Genomic DNA, 23,463 nt, shown 5'->3' with positions numbered 1-23,463 from the left:
AAATGATGCAAGGAACATTTATTGGATTTAATACCGCAGGTATTACCTTTGAAGATCGATTTCTGGCGCTGTTATTAAAAATAAAGCAGCAAAATGGGCTCTGTCAGCAATATTATCTGCAAGCGCCCATACTACTCGATCTTCTTCTCATACTTCAAAATCGTCTGCTTGTGACGTATAAGCGATTACACGAACAGGGGGAAACCTATAAAGAAGAGCTTATCGCTTATAATGAATCGCTGATCGCTAACATCCCTGCCGTAGAGATGGCGGAGATTCAGCAGCCGAATCCTGAGCGGCGTATTATGTCGATTACTCTTAAACCAGGCGAAACTGAATCGGCCCTCATTCTGGTTCTGCAGAATGAGCAAATTTGCACATTATGCATTGAAGACCGGCAGGTAGAGGCATTACTTACAGGCATTCAGCAAGCGTTAAAAACTATTGATGATCAAGAGCTTATGCGGTATTTAACTTCAAGTTTTGATTTTTTGATGTGCTACACCGTGGACTTAACCACCCAGCCCAATATTGATTACCAGCAGTATCCCCAGGAAGAATGGAAGCTAAACCTGTTTTCCCATTATCTGGGCGTGCTCTATTGCTGCGAGACGGACGAAGGCAAGAAAATTGTCTCCGGAGCGGTGGTAAAAACCAGTGCGCCACATTTATCTGAAATGGAAAACAGCGTGGTAGTACGCCTTATTGAGAAAAGCCCCAAGCTCAAGGCGATGCACGCGGCGCTGGCGCCATGCCAAATCTTCAGTACCATTATTCCTTCCCAGCCAGGAAGAATGCTCAGCCTGGAAGAGTGTCTGCGTCCCCTGCATGCCTTCTATCTGGAGAAGAAAGCGGAGCTTAACGCCTGACCCTCTTCTACCGGTCACGCCTCTCTCTACGCTCGCAGAGAGAGGCATCGCGCATCAGTTCGGGCACTTATATACCTGGCCGTTCATCTCGCTGTCGGTGGGCACAAAGCTCGACAACAGATTTTGCGTCGGGCTGCTGACGCCATAAATCACGTTGCCGCCCATGGCTGCCGCCTGGTTACGCAGGGCGTTAGCCGCACCGCGCATGGAGCCACCCTCATCGCCATTCTGGCCGGAGAGCCAGTTACTCTGTTTACCCGTCGCGGTCCCTAACAGCTGACACTCTGCGCCCGGCTTCTCCTGTACAAAACGCACATTCTGGCCGGCAGAGGTTAATTCATTGCTGGAACTGCAACCTGCTAACAGTAAGGCTGCGCCGGCAATCCCTGCTAAATATTTTACCTGCATGTTATTCCCCATGATCGATGAGCTGGACGCACTGGCCCGGATGTAAACCTGTCATCCTTCAAACTGCGTCGGCATGAGCCGCTTTCATTCCTTACCCGGTCGCGCTTGTCAGTCGCTTCCGATACGAAGGTGCTTGCCGCTCTGATACAGCTTAAATGATTTTATGTATAAGCCTTATACTAAAAAGCGCACCAAAAGAAAAACCCCCAGCCATTGCTGGCCAGGGGTTTCTGCTTTTTTATGCTGTATAGCGCACGATTACATCATGCCGCCCATACCGCCCATGCCGCCCATGCCGCCAGCAGCACCTAAATCAGGCGCGTCGCCTTTCGGCAGGTCGGTCACCATGCACTCGGTGGTGATCATCAGGCCAGCCACGGAAGCCGCGTACTGCAGTGCAGAACGGGTTACTTTGGTTGGGTCCAGGATACCGAAGTCGATCATGTTGCCGTATTCTTCAGTTGCCGCGTTGTAACCGTAGTTACCGTCGCCTGCTTTCACGTTGTTCGCGACAACAGACGGCTCTTCACCGGCGTTGGACACGATCTGACGCAGCGGCGCTTCCATTGCGCGCAGCGCAACTTTGATACCGACGTTCTGATCTTCGTTCTGACCGGTCAGGCCAGCGAGTTTCGCAGCAACGCGAACCAGCGCTACGCCGCCGCCAGCCACCACGCCTTCTTCAACCGCAGCACGGGTTGCGTGCAGGGCGTCGTCGACGCGTGCTTTTTTCTCTTTCATTTCAACTTCGGTAGCTGCACCGACTTTGATTACTGCCACGCCGCCAGCCAGTTTAGCGACACGTTCCTGCAGTTTTTCACGGTCATAGTCGGAGGTTGCTTCTTCGATCTGCTTACGGATCTGAGCAACACGGCCCTGGATTGCGGACTCTTCGCCAACGCCATCGATGATGGTGGTGGTGTCTTTATTGATAACCACGCGTTTCGCCTGGCCCAGGTCTTCCAGAGTTGCTTTTTCCAGCTCCATACCGATCTCTTCAGAGATAACGGTACCTCCGGTCAGAGTAGCGATATCCTGCAGCATGGCTTTACGACGGTCGCCGAAGCCCGGCGCTTTCACCGCAGCCACTTTAACGATGCCGCGCATGGTGTTAACTACCAGGGTCGCCAGCGCTTCGCCTTCAACGTCTTCAGCGATGATAACCAGCGGTTTGCCCGCTTTCGCTACAGCTTCCAGAACCGGCAGCATTTCGCGGATGTTGGAGATTTTTTTGTCAGCCAGCAGGATGAACGGGCTTTCCAGCTCAACGGCGCCGGTGTCCGGCTTGTTGATGAAGTACGGGGACAGGTAGCCACGGTCGAACTGCATACCTTCAACCACGTCCAGTTCGTCTTCCAGGCCAGTACCGTCTTCAACGGTGATCACGCCTTCTTTACCGACTTTGTCCATCGCTTCCGCGATCAGTTTACCTACGGTTTCGTCAGAGTTAGCGGAGATGGTACCTACCTGAGCGATAGCTTTGGAGTCAGAGCACGGAACAGACAGCGCTTTCAGCTCTTCTACTGCAGCCAGTACCGCTTTATCGATACCGCGTTTCAGATCCATCGGGTTCATGCCTGCAGCAACAGCTTTCAAGCCTTCGTTCACAATGGCCTGCGCCAGCACGGTTGCGGTGGTGGTACCGTCGCCTGCCGCGTCGTTCGCTTTAGAGGCAACTTCTTTCACCATCTGCGCGCCCATGTTTTCAAACTTGTCTTCCAGTTCGATTTCACGAGCAACGGAAACGCCATCTTTGGTGATGGTCGGCGCGCCGAAGGATTTGTCCAGAACCACGTTACGGCCTTTCGGGCCCAGGGTCACTTTAACTGCATCTGCCAGTACGTTTACGCCGCGCAGCATTTTTACACGAGCGTCGTTACCGAATTTTACGTCTTTTGCTGCCATTTCTTATATTCCTCAAATTCGTTCAGGGTCGTGCGAATTAAGCTTCAACAATTGCCAGGATGTCGCTTTCGGACATGATCAGTACTTCTTCGTTGTCGATCTTTTCAGTCTTCACGCCGTAGCCATCGTTGAAAATCACGATGTCACCAACTTTAACGTCCAGCGGCTGCACGGTCCCGTTTTCCAGGATGCGGCCTTTACCGACAGCGATGATTTCGCCACGCGTTGACTTAGCTGCTGCAGAACCGGTCAGAACGATGCCGCCCGCAGATTTGGTTTCAACTTCTTTACGTTTGACGATCACACGATCATGTAACGGACGAATACTCATTGATAGCTCTCCTTCGAGAAAGTCATTATCAGTTATGGGTGACGCCGGGCCGAACGCGGTTTACCGGCTAGTGCAGAGAGAGATGGGGATGGCCATTTCCGGCTTCAAGGGCAAAATTAAAAAAAAATTTTTACCTTTGCGCTGGCACGCAAAAAGCGGCGTCACCGGGCAACCGGTCATAAGGAAAAGCGATTGTGATACTCTCTTTCTTTTTACTGGCGCAGGATGGAATCATGAGTGGTTTAAAACAGGAGTTAGGGCTGGGACAGGGAGTCGGGTTGCTTTCCACCTCACTGCTGGGCACTGGCGTTTTCGCCGTCCCGGCGCTTGCGGCGCTGGTCGCTGGCGATAACAGCCTGTGGGCATGGCCGTTGCTCATCCTCCTTGTTTTTCCGATTGCCATCGTCTTTGCCCTGCTGGGCCGCCATTTCCCCAGCGCGGGCGGCGTGGCCCACTTTGTCGATATGGCCTTTGGCCCACGTCTGGCTAGCGTCACCGGCTGGTTATTTTTATCGGTTATCCCGGTCGGGCTCCCCGCCGCGCTGCACATCGCCACTGGCTTCGGCCAGGCGCTGTTCGGCTGGCATGATGCGCAGCTGTTGCTGGCGGAGCTAGGTACCCTGGCCATCGTCTGGTGGGTCGGTTCACGCGGCGCCAGCTCCAGCGCCAACCTGCAGACCCTGGTTGCCGTGCTGATTGTCGCGCTGATCGTCGCCGTCTGGTGGCGCGGCGGAATAAGCCCGGCGCAAATCCCCTTCCCCGCCCCGGCGGCGATCGACCGCGGCCAGCTCTTCTCCGCGCTGTCGGTGATGTTCTGGTGCTTTGTCGGGCTGGAAGCCTTTGCCCATCTCGCCTCGGAGTTTAAACATCCCGAGCGCGATTTTCCCCGCGCGCTGATGATAGGCCTGCTGCTTGCCGGCTCGGTCTACTGGGCCTGTACCGTGCTGGTGTTGCACTTCCACGCGTTTGGCGAGGAGATGGCGGCGGCCGCGTCTTTACCGAATATCGTGGTCCGCCTGTTCGGCGTCGAAGCGCTGTGGGTGGCCTGCGTCATCGGCTATCTCGCCTGTTTCGCCAGCCTTAACATCTATATTCAGAGCTTCGCCCGCCTGGTCTGGTCGCAGGCGCAGCATAAGCCGCAGAGCTACCTCGCGAGGCTGTCGCCGCGGCAGATCCCGCGCAACGCCCTCAACGCCGTGCTGGGCTCCTGCGTGGTCAGCACCTTGTGTATCTATTTTCTCGATATCAATCTGGACGCGCTGATCGTCTATGCCAACGGCATTTTCATCATGATCTATCTGCTGTGCATGCTGGCGGGCTGTCGTTTGCTGCGCGGGCGCTATCGGCTGCTGGCGGCGGTGGGCAGCATTCTCTGTCTGCTGCTGCTGGCGATGGTCGGCTGGAAGAGTTTGTACGCGCTGGTGATGCTGGCGGCGCTGTGGTTGTTTTTACCGAGACGCAAGCTGGCGACAGGCAGCGTATAGGCGCAATAAGAAAGCGGCCCGGTCGCGTCTGCTGACCGGGCCGATAAAAGTTAATCGCGGCGATCGTCCTTATGGTCCAGACGGTCGCGCTGTTCGTCCTTGCGCTGGAATTCCCCTTCGAAGGTCTCTCCACCGCCAGTCCCGGCGCTGAAGCCGCCGCCCGGCATCCGGCTGAAGCGCAAATGCGGCATCAGCTTCATCGTCAGGTGCTTCTGCACCGGGGGCAAAAGCAGCAGCAGGCCGAGGAAATCGGTAAAGAACCCCGGGATCAACAGCAGCAGGCCAGCGATAATGAGCGAGACGCTTTTGATCATCTCCGCCGCCGGGCTCTCGCCCGCGGCCATCTTCTGCTGCATCAGCAGGAAGTTTTTGAAGCCCTGGTTACGCACCAGCGACATCCCCACCACCGAGCTAAAGATCACCAGGATCAGCGTCATAAAGACGCCCAGCACGTGCGCGACCTGGATAAAGATCGATATCTCAATGTACACGTAAAGAAAAAAGGCAATAAACGGAATCCAACGCACCGGCGTCTCCTTCATCGACAGGCACCGAGTTCGGCCCCCGTAGTTATCAATTTGCTGATTGCATCCCACTAAGATGGGGATGCTGAGCGGCTTTTCAATCAGCGGAAATGCTTATTTTTTCCAGGAATAGGAAAGCGGTGACCCATTTCACAGATTAATAAATCTTCTCACACCCGCGATGTAATAAGTGATCAAGCTTACTGATATTCGCTATCATCAGCATATGATCTTGGGCACCGGGCCGGTTAAGGAAATAATCGTCGGCCAGAAAATATACTGAATACTGGATATTCTGTGTATTTGGTGAATTCATTGGCAGCTTGAAAAGAAGGTTCACATGTTAAACAACATTCGTATCGAAGAAGATCTGTTGGGCACCAGGGAAGTTCCCGCGGACGCTTACTACGGCGTTCATACTCTGCGAGCGATTGAAAACTTCTACATTAGCAACAGCAAAATCAGCGACATACCAGAATTCGTGCGCGGCATGGTAATGGTGAAGAAAGCCGCGGCGCTGGCGAACAAGGAGCTGCAAACCATTCCCAAAAGCGCGGCAAATGCGATTATCGCCGCCTGTGACGAAGTCCTGAATAACGGCAAATGCATGGACCAGTTCCCGGTCGATGTCTTCCAGGGCGGGGCCGGCACTTCCGTAAACATGAACACCAACGAAGTCCTGGCGAACATCGGCCTCGAGCTGATGGGTCACCAGAAAGGTGAATACCAGTATCTGAACCCAAACGATCACGTTAACAAATGTCAGTCCACCAACGATGCCTACCCGACCGGGTTCCGCATCGCGGTGTATGCCTCCATCCTCAAACTAATCGATGCGATTAAGCAACTGGGCGAAGGTTTCCAGGCGAAAGCCGTAGAATTCCAGGACATCCTCAAGATGGGCCGCACTCAGCTGCAGGACGCGGTGCCGATGACCCTCGGCCAGGAGTTCCATGCCTTCAATGTGCTGCTCAATGAAGAGACCAAAAGCATTCTGCGCACCGCGGAGCTGCTGCTGGAGGTGAACCTTGGCGCAACCGCCATCGGCACCCGCCTCAACACCCCGGACGGTTATCAACAGCTGGCGGTACAGAAGCTGGCGGAAGTGAGCAACCTCCCGGTCGTTCCGGCGGAAGACTTGATTGAAGCCACCTCGGACTGCGGGGCGTACGTCATGGTCCACAGCTCGCTGAAACGCCTGGCGGTGAAACTGTCCAAGATCTGTAACGACCTGCGCCTGCTCTCTTCCGGACCGCGCGCGGGCCTCAACGAAATCAACCTGCCTGAGCTGCAGGCTGGTTCTTCTATTATGCCGGCGAAGGTTAACCCTGTGGTGCCGGAGGTGGTCAACCAGGTCTGCTTTAAAGTGATCGGCAACGACACCACAGTAACCATGGCCTCCGAAGCCGGGCAGCTGCAGCTGAACGTAATGGAGCCAGTGATCGGCCAGGCGATGTTCGAATCTATCCATATTCTGACCAACGCCTGCTACAACCTGCTGGAGAAATGCGTCAACGGCATTACCGCCAACAAAGCGGTGTGCGAAGGTTACGTCTATAACTCCATCGGTATCGTTACTTACCTCAACCCGTTTATCGGCCACCACAATGGCGATATCGTCGGCAAGATCTGCGCCGAAACCGGGAAGAGCGTGCGGGAAGTGGTGCTGGAGCGTGGGCTGCTGACGGCGGCGGAGCTGGATGACATTTTCTCCGCGCAAAACCTGATGCATCCTGCTTATAAAGCGAAGCGTTATACCGATGAAAGCGAACAGTAATCTTTCCGGATAGTCATTCAAAGGCATGTCAGCGATGACATGCCTTTTTGCTTTTTAGTTTTACTAAAATACAACAATCCAATATCAACTTGTTAAAAAACAAGGAAGGCATATATGTTTGGTGCAGAACTGGTTATTGTCCTGCTGGCGATTTATCTCGGCGCCCGGCTCGGCGGCATCGGTATCGGCTTTGCCGGTGGCCTTGGCGTCCTTGTCCTGACGCTTATTTTTCAAATTAAACCGGGTGCGATCCCCTTCGACGTTATTGAAATCATTATGGCGGTGATTGCCGCTATCGCCGCCATGCAGGTCGCAGGCGGGATGGATTACCTCGTCAGCCTCGCCGAACGGATGCTGCGTCGCCACCCGAAATATATTACCTTCCTTGCCCCGCTGGTGACCTGGTTTATGACCGTGCTCGCCGGCACTGGCCATACCGCCTTCTCCACGCTGCCGGTGATCACCGAAGTGGCCAAAGAGCAAGGCATCCGTCCGTCCCGTCCGCTGTCGATTGCGGTGGTGGCCTCCCAGATAGCGATCACCGCTTCGCCTATCTCCGCCGCGGTGGTGTTCTTTGCCGGGATCCTGGAGCCGCTGGGCGTTAGCTACCTGATGCTGTTGGCCATCTGTATTCCGGTCACCCTGCTGGCGGTAATGCTCACCGCTATCGTCTGCAACTTCCTCGGCTGCGAGCTGAAAGACGATCCTGTTTACCAGGAGCGGCTGGCCAAGGGTGAAGTCAGTCTACGCGGCAGCCAGGTATTTGAACTGAAGCCGCACGCCAAACGTTCCGTTCTGCTGTTTCTGATCGGCATCGTGGCGGTGATGTTCTACGCTACGGCCATCAGCGATACCGTCGGCCTGATCAAAAACCCTGTACTACCGCGTAACGAGGCGATCGTGGTGTTTATGCTGACCATCGCCACCCTGATCAGCATCACCTGCAAAATCGACACCGGCGAAGTGCTCAATGCCAGTACCTTTAAGTCCGGGATGAGCGCTTGCGTCTGCGTGCTCGGCGTCGCCTGGCTGGGGGATACCTTCGTTAAAGCGCATATCAGCGACATCCAGGCCGTGGCCGGCGACTTGCTGCAAAACTACCCGTGGCTGCTGGCGGTGGTGCTGTTCTTCGCCGCCACGCTGCTCTACTCGCAGGCGGCCACCACCAAAGCGCTGATGCCCGCCGCGCTGCTGCTGGGCGTCAGCCCGCTGACGGCGATTGCCTCCTTTGCCGCGGTCTCGGCGCTGTTCGTCCTGCCCACCTACCCGACCCTGCTGGCGGCGGTGGAGATGGACGACACCGGCTCAACCCGCATTGGTAAATATGTCTTTAACCACGCCTTCCTGATCCCCGGCGTTATCGCTATCACCCTGTGCGTGATCCTGGGTTTCATCTTCGGCGGGATTATGCTGTAAATGCCGTCGGCAGCGGGCCCCGCGCGGGCCCGCTGCACGTTTCCCTCCCATTCCCCGCTCGTGACGCTAATATCCCCGCATCTTGCATGCTATAGTGCCTCTTTTCGCTGATACGAGGTTCATGATGACTACGCCTGATGCTGTTGTTGTGCTCTGTACCGCGCCGGATGAAGCAACCGCCCAGGATCTGGCGGCGAAAGCGCTGGCGGAAAAGCTGGCCGCCTGCGCCACGCTCCTGCCGGGGGCCACCTCGCTCTATTACTGGGAAGGGAAGCTGGAGCAGGAGTATGAAGTTCAGATGCTGCTCAAAACCGATCTTGCCCATCAGCAGGCGCTGCTGGACTGCCTGAAGTCTCACCACCCGTATCAAACCCCTGAACTGCTGGTTCTGCCCGTCACGTATGGAGACAACGATTACCTCTCATGGCTTACCGCATCATTACGCTGATCCTGCTGCTGTGCAGCGCGTCAGCCACCGCCGGGTTATTCGACGCACCGGGGCGCTCGAACTTCGTGCCTGCTGACCAGGCCTTCGCCTTTGACTTTCAGCAGCAACAGCATGACCTCAACCTGAGCTGGCAAATCAAGGATGGTTATTATCTTTATCGTCAACAGTTTACCTTCCGCGCCGCCGGGGCGACTCTCGACGAACCGGCACTGCCGGCGGGCGAGTGGCACGAGGATGAGTTTTACGGCAAAAGCGAGATCTTTCGCCAGCGCCTGACCGTTCCGGTCACGGTGAAGCAGGCGGACAAAGACGCCACTCTCACCGTCACCTGGCAGGGCTGCGCCGATGCCGGATTCTGTTATCCGCCGGAGACCAAAGTGATCCCGCTGAGCGCCGTGCTGGCGGCTTCGGCAGATGGCCAGGCGTCCACCATTGACCCTGCGCCGCCGACGAGCAGTCGTCCGGTGTTCAACCCGCCGCTGCCGGTTGAGCCGCGTCCGTCCCCGGAGATCGCCACTTCACCTGCGCCTGCCTCTGCGCCGCCAGCTGACGCCCCCGCCCGCCTGCCTTTCACCGCCCTGTGGGCGCTGCTGATAGGCATTGGTATCGCCTTCACCCCCTGCGTGCTGCCGATGTACCCGCTGATTTCCGGCATCGTGCTGGGCGGCAAACAGCGGCTTTCCACCGCGCGCGCCCTGCTGCTGGCCTTTATTTATGTCAAGGGGATGGCCTTAACCTACACCGCGCTGGGGCTGGTGGTGGCCGCCGCCGGGCTGCAGTTCCAGGCGGCCCTGCAGCACCCGTATGTGCTGGTGGGTCTGTCGGCGGTGTTTATACTGTTGGCCCTCTCCATGTTCGGCCTGTTTACGCTGCAGCTGCCCTCCTCGCTGCAGACGCGGCTGGCGCTGCTCAGCAATAAACGCCAGGGCGGATCGCCCGGCGGAGTCTTTGCGATGGGCGCTATTGCCGGGCTGATCTGCTCCCCCTGCACCACCGCGCCGCTGAGCGCCATCCTGTTATATATCGCCCAGAGCGGTAATCTGTGGCTGGGCGGCGGCACGTTGTACCTCTACGCGCTGGGCATGGGCCTGCCGTTGATCCTCGTCACCGTGTTTGGCAACCGTCTGCTGCCGAAGAGCGGGCCATGGATGGGCCATGTGAAGACCGCCTTCGGGTTCGTGATCCTGGCTCTGCCCGTTTTCCTGCTGGAGCGCATACTCGGCGACCAGTGGGGATTACGTCTGTGGTCAATGCTCGGTATCGCCTTCTTCAGCTGGGCGTTTATCACCTCGCTGGGCGCCACCCGGCCGTGGATGCGGCTGGTGCAAATCATTCTTCTTGCCGCCGCGCTGGTCAGCGCCCGTCCCCTGCAGGACTGGGTGTTTGGCGCCCCGGCGCTCGAGCAGCAGGCGCACCTGGCCTTCACCCGCGTCAGCTCGGTGGCCGAGCTTGACCGGGCGCTGGCGCAGGCAAAAGGTCAGCCGGTGATGCTCGATCTCTACGCCGACTGGTGCGTGGCCTGCAAAGAGTTTGAAAAATACACCTTTAGCTCACCTGACGTGCAGCAGGCGCTGAAAGGCGTCGTGTTATTACAGGTTGATGTGACGACGAACAGTCCGCAAGACGCCGCGCTGCTGAAGCGCCTGCAGGTGCTCGGTCTGCCGACGATCCTGTTCTTCAACGCGCAGGGTCAGGAACAGCCCGACCGGCGAGTCACCGGCTTTATGGATGCTGCGGCATTCAGCGCCCATTTGCGCGATTGGCAAGCGTGAGCGACACTTTAGGAGGAAAGATGGAGGAGAACACCGTGCTGCGTGAAGACGTCCTGGCAGAAGCCATTAAAATTCTTGAAATTGAAGGTATCGCCAACACGTCGCTGGAGATGGTCGCTGAGCGCGTGTCCTGTCCGACGAGCGACCTGAAACGCTTCTGGCCCGATCGTGAAGCGCTGCTGTATGACGCGCTTCGCTATCTGAGCCAACAGGTGGATGCCTGGCGCCGTCAGCTGCTGCTGGACGACACCTTAAGCGCAGAGCAAAAGCTGCTGGCACGCTATAGCGCACTCACCACCTGCGTCAGCAATCAGCGTTACCCCGGCTGTTTGTTTATCGCCGCCTGCACCTTCTATCCGGATGCCCAGCACCCGATTCACCAGCTGGCGGAACAGCAGAAGCAGGCTTCGCTGGCCTACACCCATGAGCTGCTGACCCAGCTGGAGGTGGATGATCCGGAAATGGTCGCCAAGCAGATGGAGCTGATTGTCGAGGGCTGTCTGAGCCGTCTGCTGATCAAACGTAGCCAGACGGATGTCGATACGGCGCGGCGGCTGGCAGAAGATATTCTGCGCTTCGCCCAGTGCCGTATGGGCGGGGCATTAACCTGATTCTGATATCCTAACCGCCATGTCGCGCCTATAATTTCCCCCTCACTGATTGCTGACAGGGATTGATATGCGCGCGTTCTTCTGGGCTGTCTGGCTGGGGCTGTGTTCTACGCCCCTGCTGGCGGCTCCCCTGCAAGGTTTTTCCTTTGCGCAAAAAGACTGGGAGCTCGCCTGCGATAACACCGGCACCTGCCGGGCGGCGGGTTACGGCGACCGCATGGGCGAGGTTAGCGTGCTGTTGACCCGCAACGCGGGCAGCGAACAGCATCCCACCGCCACGGTCACCTTCGCGCAGATCGAACACGATATCCCCGCCGACTCCACCGCCAGCCTGCTGATCGACGACCGGGACCTCGGCTCGCTGGATGCCGTGGATGACAGCCACTTCCGTCTGGACAGCGATCAGACATCCGCCGTGCTGCAGGCCCTGGCGAACCAGCGTAAAATCGAATTCGCCCTTAACGGCCAGCACATGCTGCTTTCCAGCGCTGGCAGCCGCGAAGTGCTGCGTAAAATGGATGCGTTTCAGCGACGAACCGGCACCGCCGATGCGCTGCTGGATAAAGGCGATGCGGGCGACGACGCCATTTTGCCCACCGCCCCCGCCCCGGAAATCATCGCCGCGCCGGTGATCCACAACGCGCAGCCTGTACCGCTAAACATGCTCCAGCGCCAGAAGCTATTGCCCTCCCTGACGCCGCTGCTGAATCAGCGCTGTGAAGACTGGCAGAACCCGGCCATTCCGGCGGCAGAGCGCCAGATTACCCTTACCGCGCTGGATAAAACCCATTCGCTGGCGCAGGCGCTCTGCTGGCGAGCGCCCTATAACGACGGCTATGCCCTGTGGCTGGTCGATAACGCCCAGTTGAGCAAACCGCGGCTGCTCACTACCGAGGCCTCCAGCTACGCCAACGGCACGCTGGTCTTCCTGCATAAAGAGCGGGGCATGGCCGACTGCGTAACCGGCGAGACGCGGGTCTGGGAGGGTAAGACCTTCGTTCCCAGTCTGAAGTACAGCACCGGTATGTGCCGGGAAATCACCCCGGGCGGTACCTGGATGCTGCCGACCTTTGTCAGCCAGGTGATCCCGAAGCAGCAGAAAGAGGCGGATAACCTGGCCCTGCGAACGCTGTATAACGCGGTGCTGAAGGCGCAAAAAAGCGATCCCGAACTGGCGCTGAACCGGGTCGCCGAGCAGTTTCCGTTAACCGGCCATATTACCGACTTCACCCTCACTTACGCCGATGACAGCCTGGTGACGACCAGCAAACCGTCCCCGGATATCAGCGATGACGAGTGGCAGGCGTTTCTGCGCTCCGCAATTAGCGCAGATTCAGAAAACGGCAAAGTCAGCTTTACGCTTATCGACCTCGACGGCGACGGCAAACGCGATCTGATCATCGACAGCTACGTGGGCGGCACCGGGCTCTTCAGCTACACCGGGGTGCTCCGGCGCGGCGAGGATGATTTTGCCGCCGTCGACGGTAGCGACAGTGATAATGGCGACGATTTCGATGCCGGGGTGCCCGGCGCCCTCTTTTCCATTAATGGCCGCGGGGCTAACCAGTGGAACCACTGGGTCAAAATCAACGGCCAGGTGTATGCCCTGTGGTACAACGGCCAGTTTGGCGAAGATAATCTCTACCTGCTGCGCCCGTTCAGCACCGCCAGCCAGACGCCCGCGGTGACGGTTCGCTATCGCTATACGCTGAACAGCATCCGCTCCCCGGAGAAAGACCAACCGCTGACCCCCAGCCTGAGCGACGGCGATAAAGCGGATCTGCTGCGCTCGCTGGAGGTTATGCAGGGCAACCTGCTGAAAGATAAGCCCGCCAGCGACAACGATGCACCGATCTGCCCCATTCCGCCCGGCACCTCCGCCGACGAGGCGGACAACTACTACAGCGGCGTTGCCGTCAACTATATCTATGAGACGGTGGCCTATATTCCGGTGTGGCTGAACGGAAAATGTTATATCGGCACCATTTTCAGCCATCATGGCGCCTATCGTCACGGCGTGGATGCGGAAATCACGCTGAGCTCGCCGCGGGAAGATGAAGAGGTGATTGGTGATTACCTGATTTCCGGGTTGCGTCACGTTATCTCCGTCACCAGCGGCTGGAAAAGCCGTCAAGGCGATAACGGCATGCAGTGATATTGAGTCAAAATGCGCCTTTGAACGCGGAATTGCCGCAAAGATAAGCAATCGACAAGTAATTTAAGAAATTTGGTTGACGGGGTGGGCGGATTACGGTTTAATGCGCCCCGTTGCCCGGATAGCTCAGTCGGTAGAGCAGGGGATTGAAAATCCCCGTGTCCTTGGTTCGATTCCGAGTCCGGGCACCACTTATTCAGAGAACCCAGCCTATGGCTGGGTTTTTGCTTTTCTACATCCGGACTTTTTCATCGAACTCCACTCTATGATCCCTGCCCGGCGGCGCTGCGCTTGCGCGGGCCTACGCTGTTTGAGCCTGCGGGAGGACCCGTAGGCGGATAAGGCATTTATGCCGCCATCCGGCATAACCGCGGGTACGGCATCCGATGTATATCGCCAGGCGCTGTACTTGCGTGGGCCTACGCTGTTTGAGCCTGCGGGAGGACCCGTAGGCCGGATAAGGCATTTATGCCGCCATCCGGCACAACCGCGGGTACGGCGTCTGATGCATATCGCCCGGCGGCGCTGCGCTTGCGCGGGCCTACGCTGTTTGAGCCTGCGGGAGGACCCGTAGGCCGGATAAGGCATTTATGCCGCCATCCGGCACAACCGCGGGTACGGCGTCTGATGCATATCGCCAGGCGGCGCTGCGCTTGCGTGGGCCTACGGACAATGAAACGCCTGCGCAAACGCAGGCCGTCAGGCAAACGCAATAAAGAAAGGTATTATTCGGCGGCGGTTTTCCCTTTGCCGGGTAGTCTGAACGCTTCGCCATAAGGCTTAGCAATGCCCATGCGATATTGCGTCTCTTTAGCCGCCTGGTGGAGATCGGCAAACTCCTCTTTCGGCGCCGGCGGACGTTGCGCCTTTTTCAGACACTGATTGCGATGGTGACGGATCCACTCTCGGTCCTCATCGTCCAGACAACGCTGCATCACCTCAATCCATCTGGATGCCGCCCGACGGTAGAGCCCGCAGGCTTCTAACCGCTCCGCAATACTGTCCCTTATTCTCATCCACCTCGCTCCTCTGATGCTTTCACGATATCTCATGGTATTCCGACACGTGAGCCGGAATACCATGGTAAAGTTAATTTATGACAAAACTATTCCTCTGCGGCGCAAGGAATATATTCATTATAATAATCGCTGTGCATAGCAAACCGCCATGGCGGTAATTACTTCCAAAGAGCTCCGGAATTATATGCCGGGCGCCACCCTGGATACCGACCGGTATCGACGGTTGTACCTATCAATATCTATTTAATTTATTACATTTCCATCATTACATACCTTGCGATATCACCCATTTCCTGTACAACCAGCCCTCATGGCGATCGACCGGACTGGTCCAGCAGTTTATTTTTGAAGATAAATAAGCAGGCTTCATTAAAATTATCTAACCCCAGTCGTTCATAAAGTGCGGTCCGCTTGCGGTAAAGGCTTTTTAGCGAAGTATTAAGATTCAACGCCACCTCCTCCATTGTCATCCCCGCCCCAAGAAAACGCAGCATCAGCTGCTCTGTCATACTTAAGCGCAGATTGTCGAACCACTCTTTGGTCAGCCGATTACTCTTCATCTCCAGGAAAAGCCCAAATAAGGTCGCCATATCGGCGGGTGATAATGACATGTTTAAAAACGATTTCAGGCTGAGTAAATGCTCTTCCCGATGGCGCATATCGAGGACAATACAGCATATTCGCTTTCTGGATTGTGCCGCCTCCATCACCAGATAATCGTAATGACAAAGCGGCGAACGGCTATCAACCAGCAGAGAGAGTTCATCAACCTCATTATCTAAAATCGCTTTTCCGCTAGAATCTAACTGAATGATATCAGGGAAGAAATTCTTAACACCTTGAAAAAGATAGTGATCCTGGGTAACTAATATCATTGAATTTGCCACAAGTCGTCCCTTTAACATTTAATCAACAAATTCTCGTCAACCAGACATTATCCTTGCCCCTGTGGATCGCTCCGCATGGCGGTAAAAATAACGAGATCTGTGATTTATCATTAGCGCGGCATCTGAATCTGGCTGTGAAAAACCTCCCAGGGTTCGGACAGAAAATAAACGGATTAATTATAAATAAAAAAATCCCACAGAAAAGATGCTTTTTTTGCTATTAAGAATTTTTGTCAGAAATCATCTTAAATATCTATATAAAATCTTTCCCCTCACAGCAATATAAGCCACCAGGAAAATTTGAAACAAAATTCCAGCCAGATTCATTTTTTATTTATTTCAGTAAGTTAAAGACATTGACTTCAACATGGCGATTCGAATTAAACCATTTTTACAGATTTATCTTAAAACTCAGCTCGTCATTTAACCATATTTATCCGCCGCGGTATCGGGTATAAATTATCCATTCAATTATCCACAGGAGATAGGTTTATTAGTTTGCAATAAGTCCTTCACCCGCAGTGCCAGTCAGCTAAATGGGACCATCCTCATCCTTTCACTCACCGTCAAAGGACGGTCGTGTTGTGCAATGGATTCTTGATGAACATATGGCAAATAGAAATGGAAAGATCACCTTATTCAAATACGTTATTGTTTAATCGCAACACGAAACTCTCGCTATCAATCGGCGTGCTTTTGCTCTTCCCGACGCTGGTTCAGGGAGCGGACTCGCTCTATGACCAGCAGATCCTGCAAGCGCGTCAGGGCCAGTACGCCCCCTTTCTCTCATATCTTCAGCAGTACCAGCTACGGCATGCGTTAACCCCTTCTCAGGTAGCCGACTGGCTGCAGGTAGCCCTCTGGGCCGGCCAGGACGATGAGGTCGTGAAAATCTGGCGACGCTATCAGGTCTATATGCCGCTTCCCGCACGGGGCACCGCCGCCGCCGCGCAGGCTTTGCGCAACCAGAAACAGTGGCAAGCCTCGCTCCTCCTCTGGCAGCAGGCTCTCAGCCAGTCCCCTGACAGTGACGACTATCGTATCGGCTATATCAAGACGCTGGCCGATGCCCGCAAGGACGGCGAGGCGCTCAGCGAAGCGCGTCGCCTGGTGGCGGAGCAGGCGAGCGTGGCTCACCTGCAGACCCTCTCTTATGTCTACCTGCGGCTTGGCAAAAGCTGGGACCAGCTGCTGGTGGACACGCAGATCCTCGATCGCGAACCGCAGAACAAAGCCGCGCTGGCCAGCCTGATGGCGACCCTGACCCGCAACCGGATCGACTCACCCGCCTTCGGCCTCGCGAATAGCGTCGAACTGACGCCCGCGGAAAAGCGCAACCTGCAGCTGAACGCCGCCGCCGAGCTGGTGCGCCTTGCCGATACGCCTTCCCGTGAAGAAAATGCGCGTTACGCGCTGGCCCGCACGGCACTGGCGCAATACGACGCGATGATCGCCGCCTGGCGTCCCGATCCGCAGGCCGCCCCGGACATCACCCGGGCGCGCATTGACCGTCTGGGCGCGCTGTACGCCAACGCAGACTACGCGCAGATCATCCGCGAATACCAAAGCCTGCTCGCGCAGCAGCAGGTGGTTCCCGACTGGGCCATCGGCTGGGTCATCTCCTCTTATATCGCCCTCAAGCAGATTGAACCTGCGTTGACGCTCATTCATCAGCATCCCTCGTGGTTGACAAGCCAACAGAATGAAGAACATGAGCTTTTCTACGCCCTGCTGGACACCGCTCAGTACCCAGCGGCGCAACGGTATGTCGCCAGACTCACCCGGAATGCACCCTATATTCGTCATCTCTACGGCTCGCCGACGCCCCAGCCGAACGACGACTGGCTCACCGCGCAGACGCTTAACGTGCACTATCTTTCCGCCACCAACGCCCTGCCGCAGGCCGAAGCCCGCATGCAGCGCCTGGCGGCGACGGCCCCCGGCAACCAGGGGCTGCAGATCGACTATGCCGCCGTGCTGCAGGACAGAGGGCTGCCGCGGGCTGCCGAACGCCAGTTGAAAGCGGCGGAAGCCCTGGAGCCCGCCAGCCTGCAGCTGGAGCGCCAGCAGGCCTGGGTCGCTCTCGATCTGCAGGAGTGGCGGCAGATGGATCTGCTGACCGACGACGTTATCGCCCGCTCGCCACGGGATCTAAATACCCAACGCCTGGCCAAAGCCCGCGAAATCCATCATTTCTCCGAGCTGCGCCTGAGCGTCGGCAAAGGGCTGCATTCCGACAACCCGGTGAGCGGTACCCACGACCTCAGTTTTGAGACGGCGATCTACAGCCCGCCGATAGCCGACAGCTGGCGGTTGTTTGGCGGCCACCGCTTTGCCAAAGGCAATTTTGAAGAGGGGAAAGGCAGCCGTCGCCAGCTGTTCGCCGGTATTGAATGGCGCCCGCGCGACGCCTGGGGAGAACTTGAACTCTCCAGCGTCAATTTTCACGGCGAGAATAAGCCCGGCGTCCGCCTTTCCGCCGCGCACGACGTCAACGATCGCTGGCAGCTGGGCGGCGAACTGGAGCGGATTTCGCAGCAGACGCCGCTGCGCGCGTTACGCAACGGCGTCAGCGCCAACCGCGGCGAAGGCTGGCTGCGATGGTATCAAAACGAGCGCCGGGAGTACCGCGTCAGCGTGGCCGCCAGCCGCTTTACCGACCACAACCGTCGTCAGGAGTACACCCTCTCTGGTAAAGAGCGCCTCTGGCAGACGCCGTGGTTAACGCTGGATCTGCAGCCCGGTCTGGCGGCCAGCGCCAATAGCCGCACTGACACCGCGTATTACAGTCCGGCCCGCGACCTCGCGGCCACCGCAGCGCTGACCGTCGATCACACGCTTTACCAGCGGTATGACACTGTCTGGAGTCAGCAGCTGCTCGCCGGCGGCGGCAGCTACTGGCAAAAAAATCACGCCGCCGGCGCGATAACGACGCTGGGCTACGGCCAGCGTCTGCGCTGGAACAACCTCGTCGATGCCGGGGTGATGCTGAACTGGGACAAACGCCCCTACGACGGTAAACGTGAAAACAACCTCGCCATCACTGTTGATGCAAACATACGGTTTTAAGGATGACCATGCTGAACACGACCCTGCGCAACGGCCTGATGCTTCTCGGCTGGCTGTGCCTTATCTTCAGCGTGCGTGCTGAGGAGGTCCCCTTCCTCGCCCCGCAGCAACGACCCCAGCTGGAGGCCAATAAACCCTGGCCGGCGGATCGCTTTCTGGTGCTGGCCTATCATGACGTCGAAGACGACGCCGCCGACCAGCGTTATCTTTCGGTGCGGACCAGCGCGCTTAATGAGCAGATCGCCTGGCTGCTGCATCATGGCTACCATGCCGTGAGCGTTCAGGACATTCTGGACGCGCATCATGGCCTTAAGTCGCTTCCGCCTAAGGCTTTTCTTCTCAGCTTCGACGATGGCTATAGCAGTTTTTATACCCGCGTCTGGCCGCTGCTTAAAGCCTGGAACGTTCCGGCGCTGTGGGCGCCGGTGGGCAGCTGGGTGGACACCCCCGCCAACCAGCCCGTTAATTTTGGTGGCCTGATGACGCCGCGCGATCGCTTCGCCACCTGGGAGATGGTGCGCGAGCTCAGCCACTCGCCGCTGGTGGAGATCGGCGCGCACACCTGGGCCTCGCATTACGGCCTGCCGGCCAATCCGCAAGGCAGCCGCGAGCCCGCCGCCGCCAACCGAGGCTGGGATAAAACCACCGGCCGCTATGAAAGCGACGCGCAGTTTACCCGGCGAATGACCGATGACGTGCAGAAAGTAACGGCGAAAATCCACGACGTCGCCGGGAAAGCGCCGCGCGCCTGGGTGTGGCCCTACGGCGCCGCCAGCGGCAGCACTCTGGCCATCGCCAAACAGCAGGGGTATCAGCTGGCGTTTACGCTGAACGACGGCCTGGGCAACGTGAAGGATCTGGACAATATTCCGCGCATGCTGATCGCCGGTAACCCGTCGATCAAGGCCTTTGCCAACGCAGTGACGCAGATTCAGGAAGCCGATCCTGTTCGGGTGATGCATGTCGATCTGGACTATGTCTATGACCCCAATCCCGTCCAGCAGGCAAAGAATATCGATAAGCTGATACAGCGCGTCTATGACATGAAAATCAGCCACGTCTTTCTGCAGGCCTTCTCCGACCCGCAGGGCGACGGCACGGTCAAGTCGCTCTATTTCCCCAACCGCTGGCTGCCGATGCGCGCCGACCTGTTTAACTTCGTCTCCTGGCAGCTGCAGACCCGCGGCGGGGTGAAGGTTTATGCCTGGATGCCGGTGCTGGCCTTCGATCTCTCGTCCGATCTGCCGCGCGTTCAGCGCTGGGATCCGCAAACCGGGAAGGCGTTGCTTGCCCATCAGCCCTATGTTCGCCTGTCGCCCTGGGATCCGCGGGTTCGCCAGCAGATCACCGACATCTATGAGGATCTGGCCCGACACGCCAGCTTCAGCGGGATTCTGTTCCACGACGACGCCGTGCTGACCGATTTTGAAGACGTGAGCCCGGAGGCGGTCGCCGCCTGGCGGCAGAGTGGCCTGGCGCGCGATGCCGGCCCTGTGCCCCAGCGTCCGCAGGAGCGTGAAGCATGGATGCGTTTCAAAAGCCAAACCCTGACCCGCTTCACTCTGCAGCTGCGCCAGGCGGTGCAGGCCATCCGCGGCCCGCAGGTAAAAACGGCGCGTAATCTCTTCGCCCTGCCGATCCTGGAGCCGCAGAGCGAAGCCTGGTTTGCGCAAAATCTGGATGACTTCCTTGCCGCCTATGACTGGACGGTGCCCATGGCGATGCCGCTGATGGAGTCCGTGCCGATCGACGCCAGCCAGGCCTGGCTGACGCGGCTGGTGCAGACCGTTGCCCGCCACCCGGGCGCGCTGAAGAAAACCATCTTTGAGCTACAGGCCAGAGACTGGAGCCGACGCCAGCACAACGCCATTCCTGACCAACAGCTGGCGGACTGGATGCGTTTGCTGCGGCTAAACGGCGTCAAAAACTACGGCTACTACCCAGACGATTTCATTAACAATCAGCCTGATATCTCCCGTATCAGACCGCAATTCTCTTCCTGGTGGTACCCTGACCATGACTGATCGCATTATCGCATTGTGCATTTTATGCCTCGTTTTCGGGCTGCCGTTAGGCGTCGCAGCGGCGTTTACCGGCGAGCTTATCCTCGACTTTGTCTTTTTCTGGCCGCTGTTTATGTCGGTGCTATGGATCACCGGGGGTCTGTACTTCTGGTTTCAGCTGGAGCGCCACTGGCCGTGGGGCGAGGATACCCCGCCGCCGACGCTGCCGGGCAATCCGCTGATCTCGATACTGATCCCCTGCTTTAACGAGGAGAAAAACGCCCGGGAGACCATCAGCGCAGCGCTGGCCCAGCGTTACGCCAATCTCGAAGTGATCGCGATTAACGACGGCTCTTCCGACAACACTGCCCAGGTGCTGCAGCAGCTGGCGCAGGAGGAGCCGAGGCTGCGGGTGATACACCTGGCCGCCAATCAGGGAAAAGCGGTGGCGCTCAAAGCGGGCGCCGCCGCCGCCCGCGGCGATTTGCTGGTCTGCATCGATGGCGACGCCCTGCTGGACCGGGATACCGCGGCCTGGCTGGTCGCCCCGCTCATCCACTACCCGCACGTCGGGGCGGTCACCGGCAACCCGCGGATCCGCACCCGATCCACGCTGATCGGCCGCATTCAGGTCGGGGAGTTCTCGTCGATCATTGGGCTTATCAAGCGGACGCAGCGGATCTATGGCCGGGTCTTTACCGTCTCTGGCGTGATCGCCGCCTTCCGGCGTCAGGCGCTGGCGGACGTCGGCTACTGGAGCCCGGATATGATCACTGAAGATATTGATATCAGCTGGAAGCTTCAGCTCCGCCACTGGGACATCTTTTTCGAGCCGCGGGCGCTGTGCTGGATCCTGATGCCAGAGACCCTCAAAGGGTTATGGAAGCAGCGTCTGCGCTGGGCCCAGGGCGGGGCCGAAGTCTTTCTGGTCAACCTGCGCCGTCTGTTTCACTGGCAGCATCATCGGATGTGGCCGCTGTTTCTGGAGTATGCCTGCTCCACGCTGTGGGCCTTTGCCTACGCGGTCACCATCCTGCTGTTTATCCTCAGCCGCCTGATGCCATTGCCGGACAACCTGACCGTGCACAGTCTGTTTCCGCCTGAGTTCACCGGCATGCTGCTCGGCCTGATGTGCCTGCTGCAGTTCGTCGCCAGCCTGTATATCGAACGGCGCTATGAGAAAAAGGTGGCCAAATCCCTGTTCTGGGTGATCTGGTTCCCGATGGTTTACTGGATGATCGGCCTGCTGACCACGCTGGTCGCTTTTCCGAAGGTGATGTTGAAACGTCAACGTTCCCGCGCGCGCTGGGTGAGCCCGGACCGGGGAAAAGGAAGCCTGCGATGAATGAAAATACGCTCATCTTAACCGAACACCGCGTGCTGCCCCGGCTGGTGGACGCCGGCTTAACGCTGCTGGCCTGGCTCGGTTTTCTGTTCTTTCTTTACGCCAATTTGCTGATGCAGTTCATCGCGCCGCCCTCCCCGCGCTGGTCGTCGCTGATGGACTCCCTGAATACGGCGCTGGTGTATTTATTGCTTGCCGCGCTGAACGGCTGGCTGTTGATCCTCTGGTATCACTATAACCGACGCCGCGCCCACACCCGGCGTCACACCGCGGTGCTTACTCTGCGGGATGAGGAGCTGGCCAGCAGCTTTAACGTCGCCCCGCAGATCATCTCCGAGATGAGTCGCTATAATTTGCTGACCGTTTACCACGATCACATTGGCCAGATTATTGATTTAAAAAGCCACGCGCTGCCGCCGCCGAACGAGGAAAGGGATCATGAATGATAGCAGAGCCGCCCTCGGCGGCCCTGACCGGGTAACGACGCCGCCGATCAGCCGCCGGCTTTTTTAATCGCGGCTTCGAGCGAGGCTTTATCCGCCAGTCCCGGGAAGACGGTGATGCTGGCTTCCGTGGCGCCGGTGGTCGGCATCACGATCACGCCCGGCGTGCCGCTAAGACCAATCTCCTGCGCCAGGTCGTTAATGCTCTGCAGTACCGGTTCGACGTCGCTGGCCTTCTTCGCATCAAAGCCGGCTTTCTTCGCCTGCTGCTGGATATCCGCCGTCGTCAGCTTGCCTTCGTTATGTCCGGTGGCGTAGATCCCGTTATGGTAGGTCAGATAGGCATCCGCCCCTTTCTGCTGATAGATCTGCAGGCCGGTTTTCGCTGCTTCCAGCGAGCTTTCCCAGCGGCCGCCAAAGATAGGCCACTCTTTAAAAGCGAAGCGGGTCTGCGGATGCGCTTTAATCACCTGCTCCATCACCGGCGCCAGCCGGCTGCAGTAGACGCACTGGTAGTCAAAGAACTCAATCACCGTGACTTTGCCGTTGGCCGGGCCGTAAGTCGGGGTATTTTTATCCTGGGTCAGCAAGGCGGCATTCTTCAGCACCGCCTGGGTAGCCGCGCTGGCCTGTTGCTCAGCCTGAATTTGCTGCAGTTTCTGGCTTGCCTGCAGGAGAACTTCCGGGTGGGCGACCAGGTAATCGGCGGCGATTTTGCCGATTTGCGCCTCCTGTTCCGGGGTGAAGGTCGCCGGCGAGTCAGCGGCAGAGGCCATCGCCGGCAATAAAACAGCGCTCAGCAGGGCGACAGAGAGGTATTTCTTGTAGCCAGACATAGTGGGGATCCTTGCGATAAGTGAACGGCAGGTGTGTCTGTATGACAAAATATCACCCTTTTTCGCCGAAGCCTTGCCCGACGGCGCGTTGATTCGTAACTTTATTTTTCAGGCTCAGGTTCCACGCGCGTTGGCGCGGGCCGGCGCCAGCGGTCAACGCT

19 protein-coding genes and 1 tRNA gene are annotated in these 23,463 nt (G+C 57.7%); 13 read left to right on the top strand and 7 right to left on the bottom strand.

The genetic code is table 11. The features are described 5' to 3' along the window. Nucleotides 1-5 precede the first annotated feature (5 nt). The gene (yjeJ, locus tag ACQUTP_RS19250; protein ID WP_264976764.1) at nucleotides 6-869 is read left to right on the top strand and encodes a YjeJ family protein; all 864 of its coding nucleotides are present in this window, start codon (nucleotides 6-8) and stop codon (nucleotides 867-869) included. A 54-nt stretch (nucleotides 870-923) separates the two neighbouring features. On the opposite strand, the gene ACQUTP_RS19245 is transcribed toward yjeJ, so the two are convergent. The 3 genes from ACQUTP_RS19245 to ACQUTP_RS19235 form a co-directional block, all read right to left on the bottom strand. Beyond that, a complete protein-coding gene (locus tag ACQUTP_RS19245) occupies nucleotides 924-1,277 on the bottom strand; it encodes a DUF4156 domain-containing protein (RefSeq protein WP_004206410.1) in 354 nt (117 codons plus the stop codon). Between the two features lie 258 nt (nucleotides 1,278-1,535). Next, nucleotides 1,536-3,182 carry a chaperonin GroEL gene (gene groL, locus ACQUTP_RS19240; RefSeq protein WP_002885441.1) on the bottom strand — a complete coding sequence of 549 codons (1,647 nt, stop codon included), beginning with the start codon at nucleotides 3,180-3,182 and terminating at the stop codon, nucleotides 1,536-1,538. A 37-nt stretch (nucleotides 3,183-3,219) separates the two neighbouring features. After that, a complete protein-coding gene (locus tag ACQUTP_RS19235) occupies nucleotides 3,220-3,513 on the bottom strand; it encodes a co-chaperone GroES (RefSeq protein ID WP_004152420.1) in 294 nt (97 codons plus the stop codon). A gap of 233 nt (nucleotides 3,514-3,746) precedes the next feature. Here ACQUTP_RS19235 and yjeH point away from each other — a divergent pair, with 233 nt between their 5' ends. Continuing rightward, nucleotides 3,747-4,997: an L-methionine/branched-chain amino acid transporter gene (gene yjeH / locus ACQUTP_RS19230; RefSeq protein ID WP_004206408.1), complete on the top strand. Its 1,251-nt coding sequence runs from the start codon at nucleotides 3,747-3,749 to the stop codon at nucleotides 4,995-4,997. 50 nt (nucleotides 4,998-5,047) lie between these two features. On the opposite strand, the gene ACQUTP_RS19225 is transcribed toward yjeH, so the two are convergent. Then, nucleotides 5,048-5,524 (bottom strand): FxsA family protein, encoded by a 477-nt coding sequence (locus tag ACQUTP_RS19225; RefSeq protein WP_004206407.1) that lies wholly within the window; start codon nucleotides 5,522-5,524, stop codon nucleotides 5,048-5,050. Nucleotides 5,525-5,861: 337 nt separating this feature from the next. On the opposite strand from ACQUTP_RS19225, the gene aspA reads away from it, so the two are divergent. The 7 genes from aspA (at nucleotide 5,862) to ACQUTP_RS19190 (ending at nucleotide 13,891) form a co-directional block, all read left to right on the top strand. After that, a complete protein-coding gene (gene aspA / locus ACQUTP_RS19220; protein ID WP_002885424.1) occupies nucleotides 5,862-7,298 on the top strand; it encodes an aspartate ammonia-lyase in 1,437 nt (478 codons plus the stop codon). Between the two features lie 114 nt (nucleotides 7,299-7,412). Then, complete coding sequence (locus tag ACQUTP_RS19215) at nucleotides 7,413-8,714, top strand: anaerobic C4-dicarboxylate transporter (RefSeq protein WP_017900073.1); 1,302 nt, start codon at nucleotides 7,413-7,415, stop codon at nucleotides 8,712-8,714. Between the two features lie 124 nt (nucleotides 8,715-8,838). Further along, nucleotides 8,839-9,162, top strand: a complete 324-nt coding sequence (gene cutA / locus ACQUTP_RS19210) for a divalent cation tolerance protein CutA (protein WP_004206404.1) — start codon at nucleotides 8,839-8,841, stop codon at nucleotides 9,160-9,162. Beyond that, nucleotides 9,138-10,934, top strand: coding sequence for a protein-disulfide reductase DsbD (locus ACQUTP_RS19205; protein ID WP_285755491.1), 1,797 nt, complete (start codon nucleotides 9,138-9,140; stop codon nucleotides 10,932-10,934). Before cutA ends, ACQUTP_RS19205 begins: the two co-directional genes overlap by 25 nt. A gap of 35 nt (nucleotides 10,935-10,969) precedes the next feature. After that, nucleotides 10,970-11,545 carry a transcriptional regulator gene (locus ACQUTP_RS19200; protein WP_032426201.1) on the top strand — a complete coding sequence of 192 codons (576 nt, stop codon included), beginning with the start codon at nucleotides 10,970-10,972 and terminating at the stop codon, nucleotides 11,543-11,545. A gap of 67 nt (nucleotides 11,546-11,612) precedes the next feature. Then, nucleotides 11,613-13,700 (top strand): DUF1176 domain-containing protein, encoded by a 2,088-nt coding sequence (locus ACQUTP_RS19195; RefSeq protein ID WP_148390331.1) that lies wholly within the window; start codon nucleotides 11,613-11,615, stop codon nucleotides 13,698-13,700. Nucleotides 13,701-13,815: 115 nt separating this feature from the next. After that, nucleotides 13,816-13,891: transfer RNA gene (locus ACQUTP_RS19190), tRNA-Phe, on the top strand. Nucleotides 13,892-14,425: 534 nt separating this feature from the next. Here the strand turns inward: ACQUTP_RS19190 and ACQUTP_RS19185 are convergent. Beyond that, entirely contained in the window at nucleotides 14,426-14,716 is a 291-nt protein-coding gene (locus ACQUTP_RS19185) for a PerC family transcriptional regulator (protein WP_004153693.1), read from the bottom strand. A gap of 311 nt (nucleotides 14,717-15,027) precedes the next feature. Then, nucleotides 15,028-15,594, bottom strand: a complete 567-nt coding sequence (locus ACQUTP_RS19180; RefSeq protein WP_004206400.1) for a helix-turn-helix transcriptional regulator — start codon at nucleotides 15,592-15,594, stop codon at nucleotides 15,028-15,030. A gap of 633 nt (nucleotides 15,595-16,227) precedes the next feature. On the opposite strand from ACQUTP_RS19180, the gene pgaA reads away from it, so the two are divergent. Genes pgaA through pgaD form a run of 4 tightly spaced genes read left to right on the top strand, consistent with a single transcriptional unit; the run spans nucleotide 16,228 to nucleotide 22,469 of the window. Then, nucleotides 16,228-18,675, top strand: coding sequence for a poly-beta-1,6 N-acetyl-D-glucosamine export porin PgaA (gene pgaA / locus ACQUTP_RS19175; protein WP_168429903.1), 2,448 nt, complete (start codon nucleotides 16,228-16,230; stop codon nucleotides 18,673-18,675). Between the two features lie 8 nt (nucleotides 18,676-18,683). Further along, entirely contained in the window at nucleotides 18,684-20,699 is a 2,016-nt protein-coding gene (pgaB, locus tag ACQUTP_RS19170) for a poly-beta-1,6-N-acetyl-D-glucosamine N-deacetylase PgaB (protein ID WP_100098486.1), read from the top strand. After that, entirely contained in the window at nucleotides 20,692-22,023 is a 1,332-nt protein-coding gene (gene pgaC, locus ACQUTP_RS19165) for a poly-beta-1,6-N-acetyl-D-glucosamine synthase (RefSeq protein WP_102005085.1), read from the top strand. Before pgaB ends, pgaC begins: the two co-directional genes overlap by 8 nt. Next, nucleotides 22,020-22,469: a poly-beta-1,6-N-acetyl-D-glucosamine biosynthesis protein PgaD gene (pgaD, locus tag ACQUTP_RS19160; protein ID WP_032456868.1), complete on the top strand. Its 450-nt coding sequence runs from the start codon at nucleotides 22,020-22,022 to the stop codon at nucleotides 22,467-22,469. Before pgaC ends, pgaD begins: the two co-directional genes overlap by 4 nt. 47 nt (nucleotides 22,470-22,516) lie before the next feature. Here the strand turns inward: pgaD and ACQUTP_RS19155 are convergent, their stop codons facing one another. Next, a complete protein-coding gene (locus tag ACQUTP_RS19155) occupies nucleotides 22,517-23,302 on the bottom strand; it encodes a DsbA family protein (RefSeq protein ID WP_126065747.1) in 786 nt (261 codons plus the stop codon). Nucleotides 23,303-23,463 lie beyond the last annotated feature (161 nt).

It is taken from the genome of Klebsiella sp. 2-CIP_Kleb., assembly GCF_050378715.1.
GTDB classification, from domain to species: Bacteria; Pseudomonadota; Gammaproteobacteria; order Enterobacterales; family Enterobacteriaceae; genus Klebsiella; species Klebsiella quasipneumoniae.
This window is presented reverse-complemented; position numbering and strand designations above follow the sequence as displayed.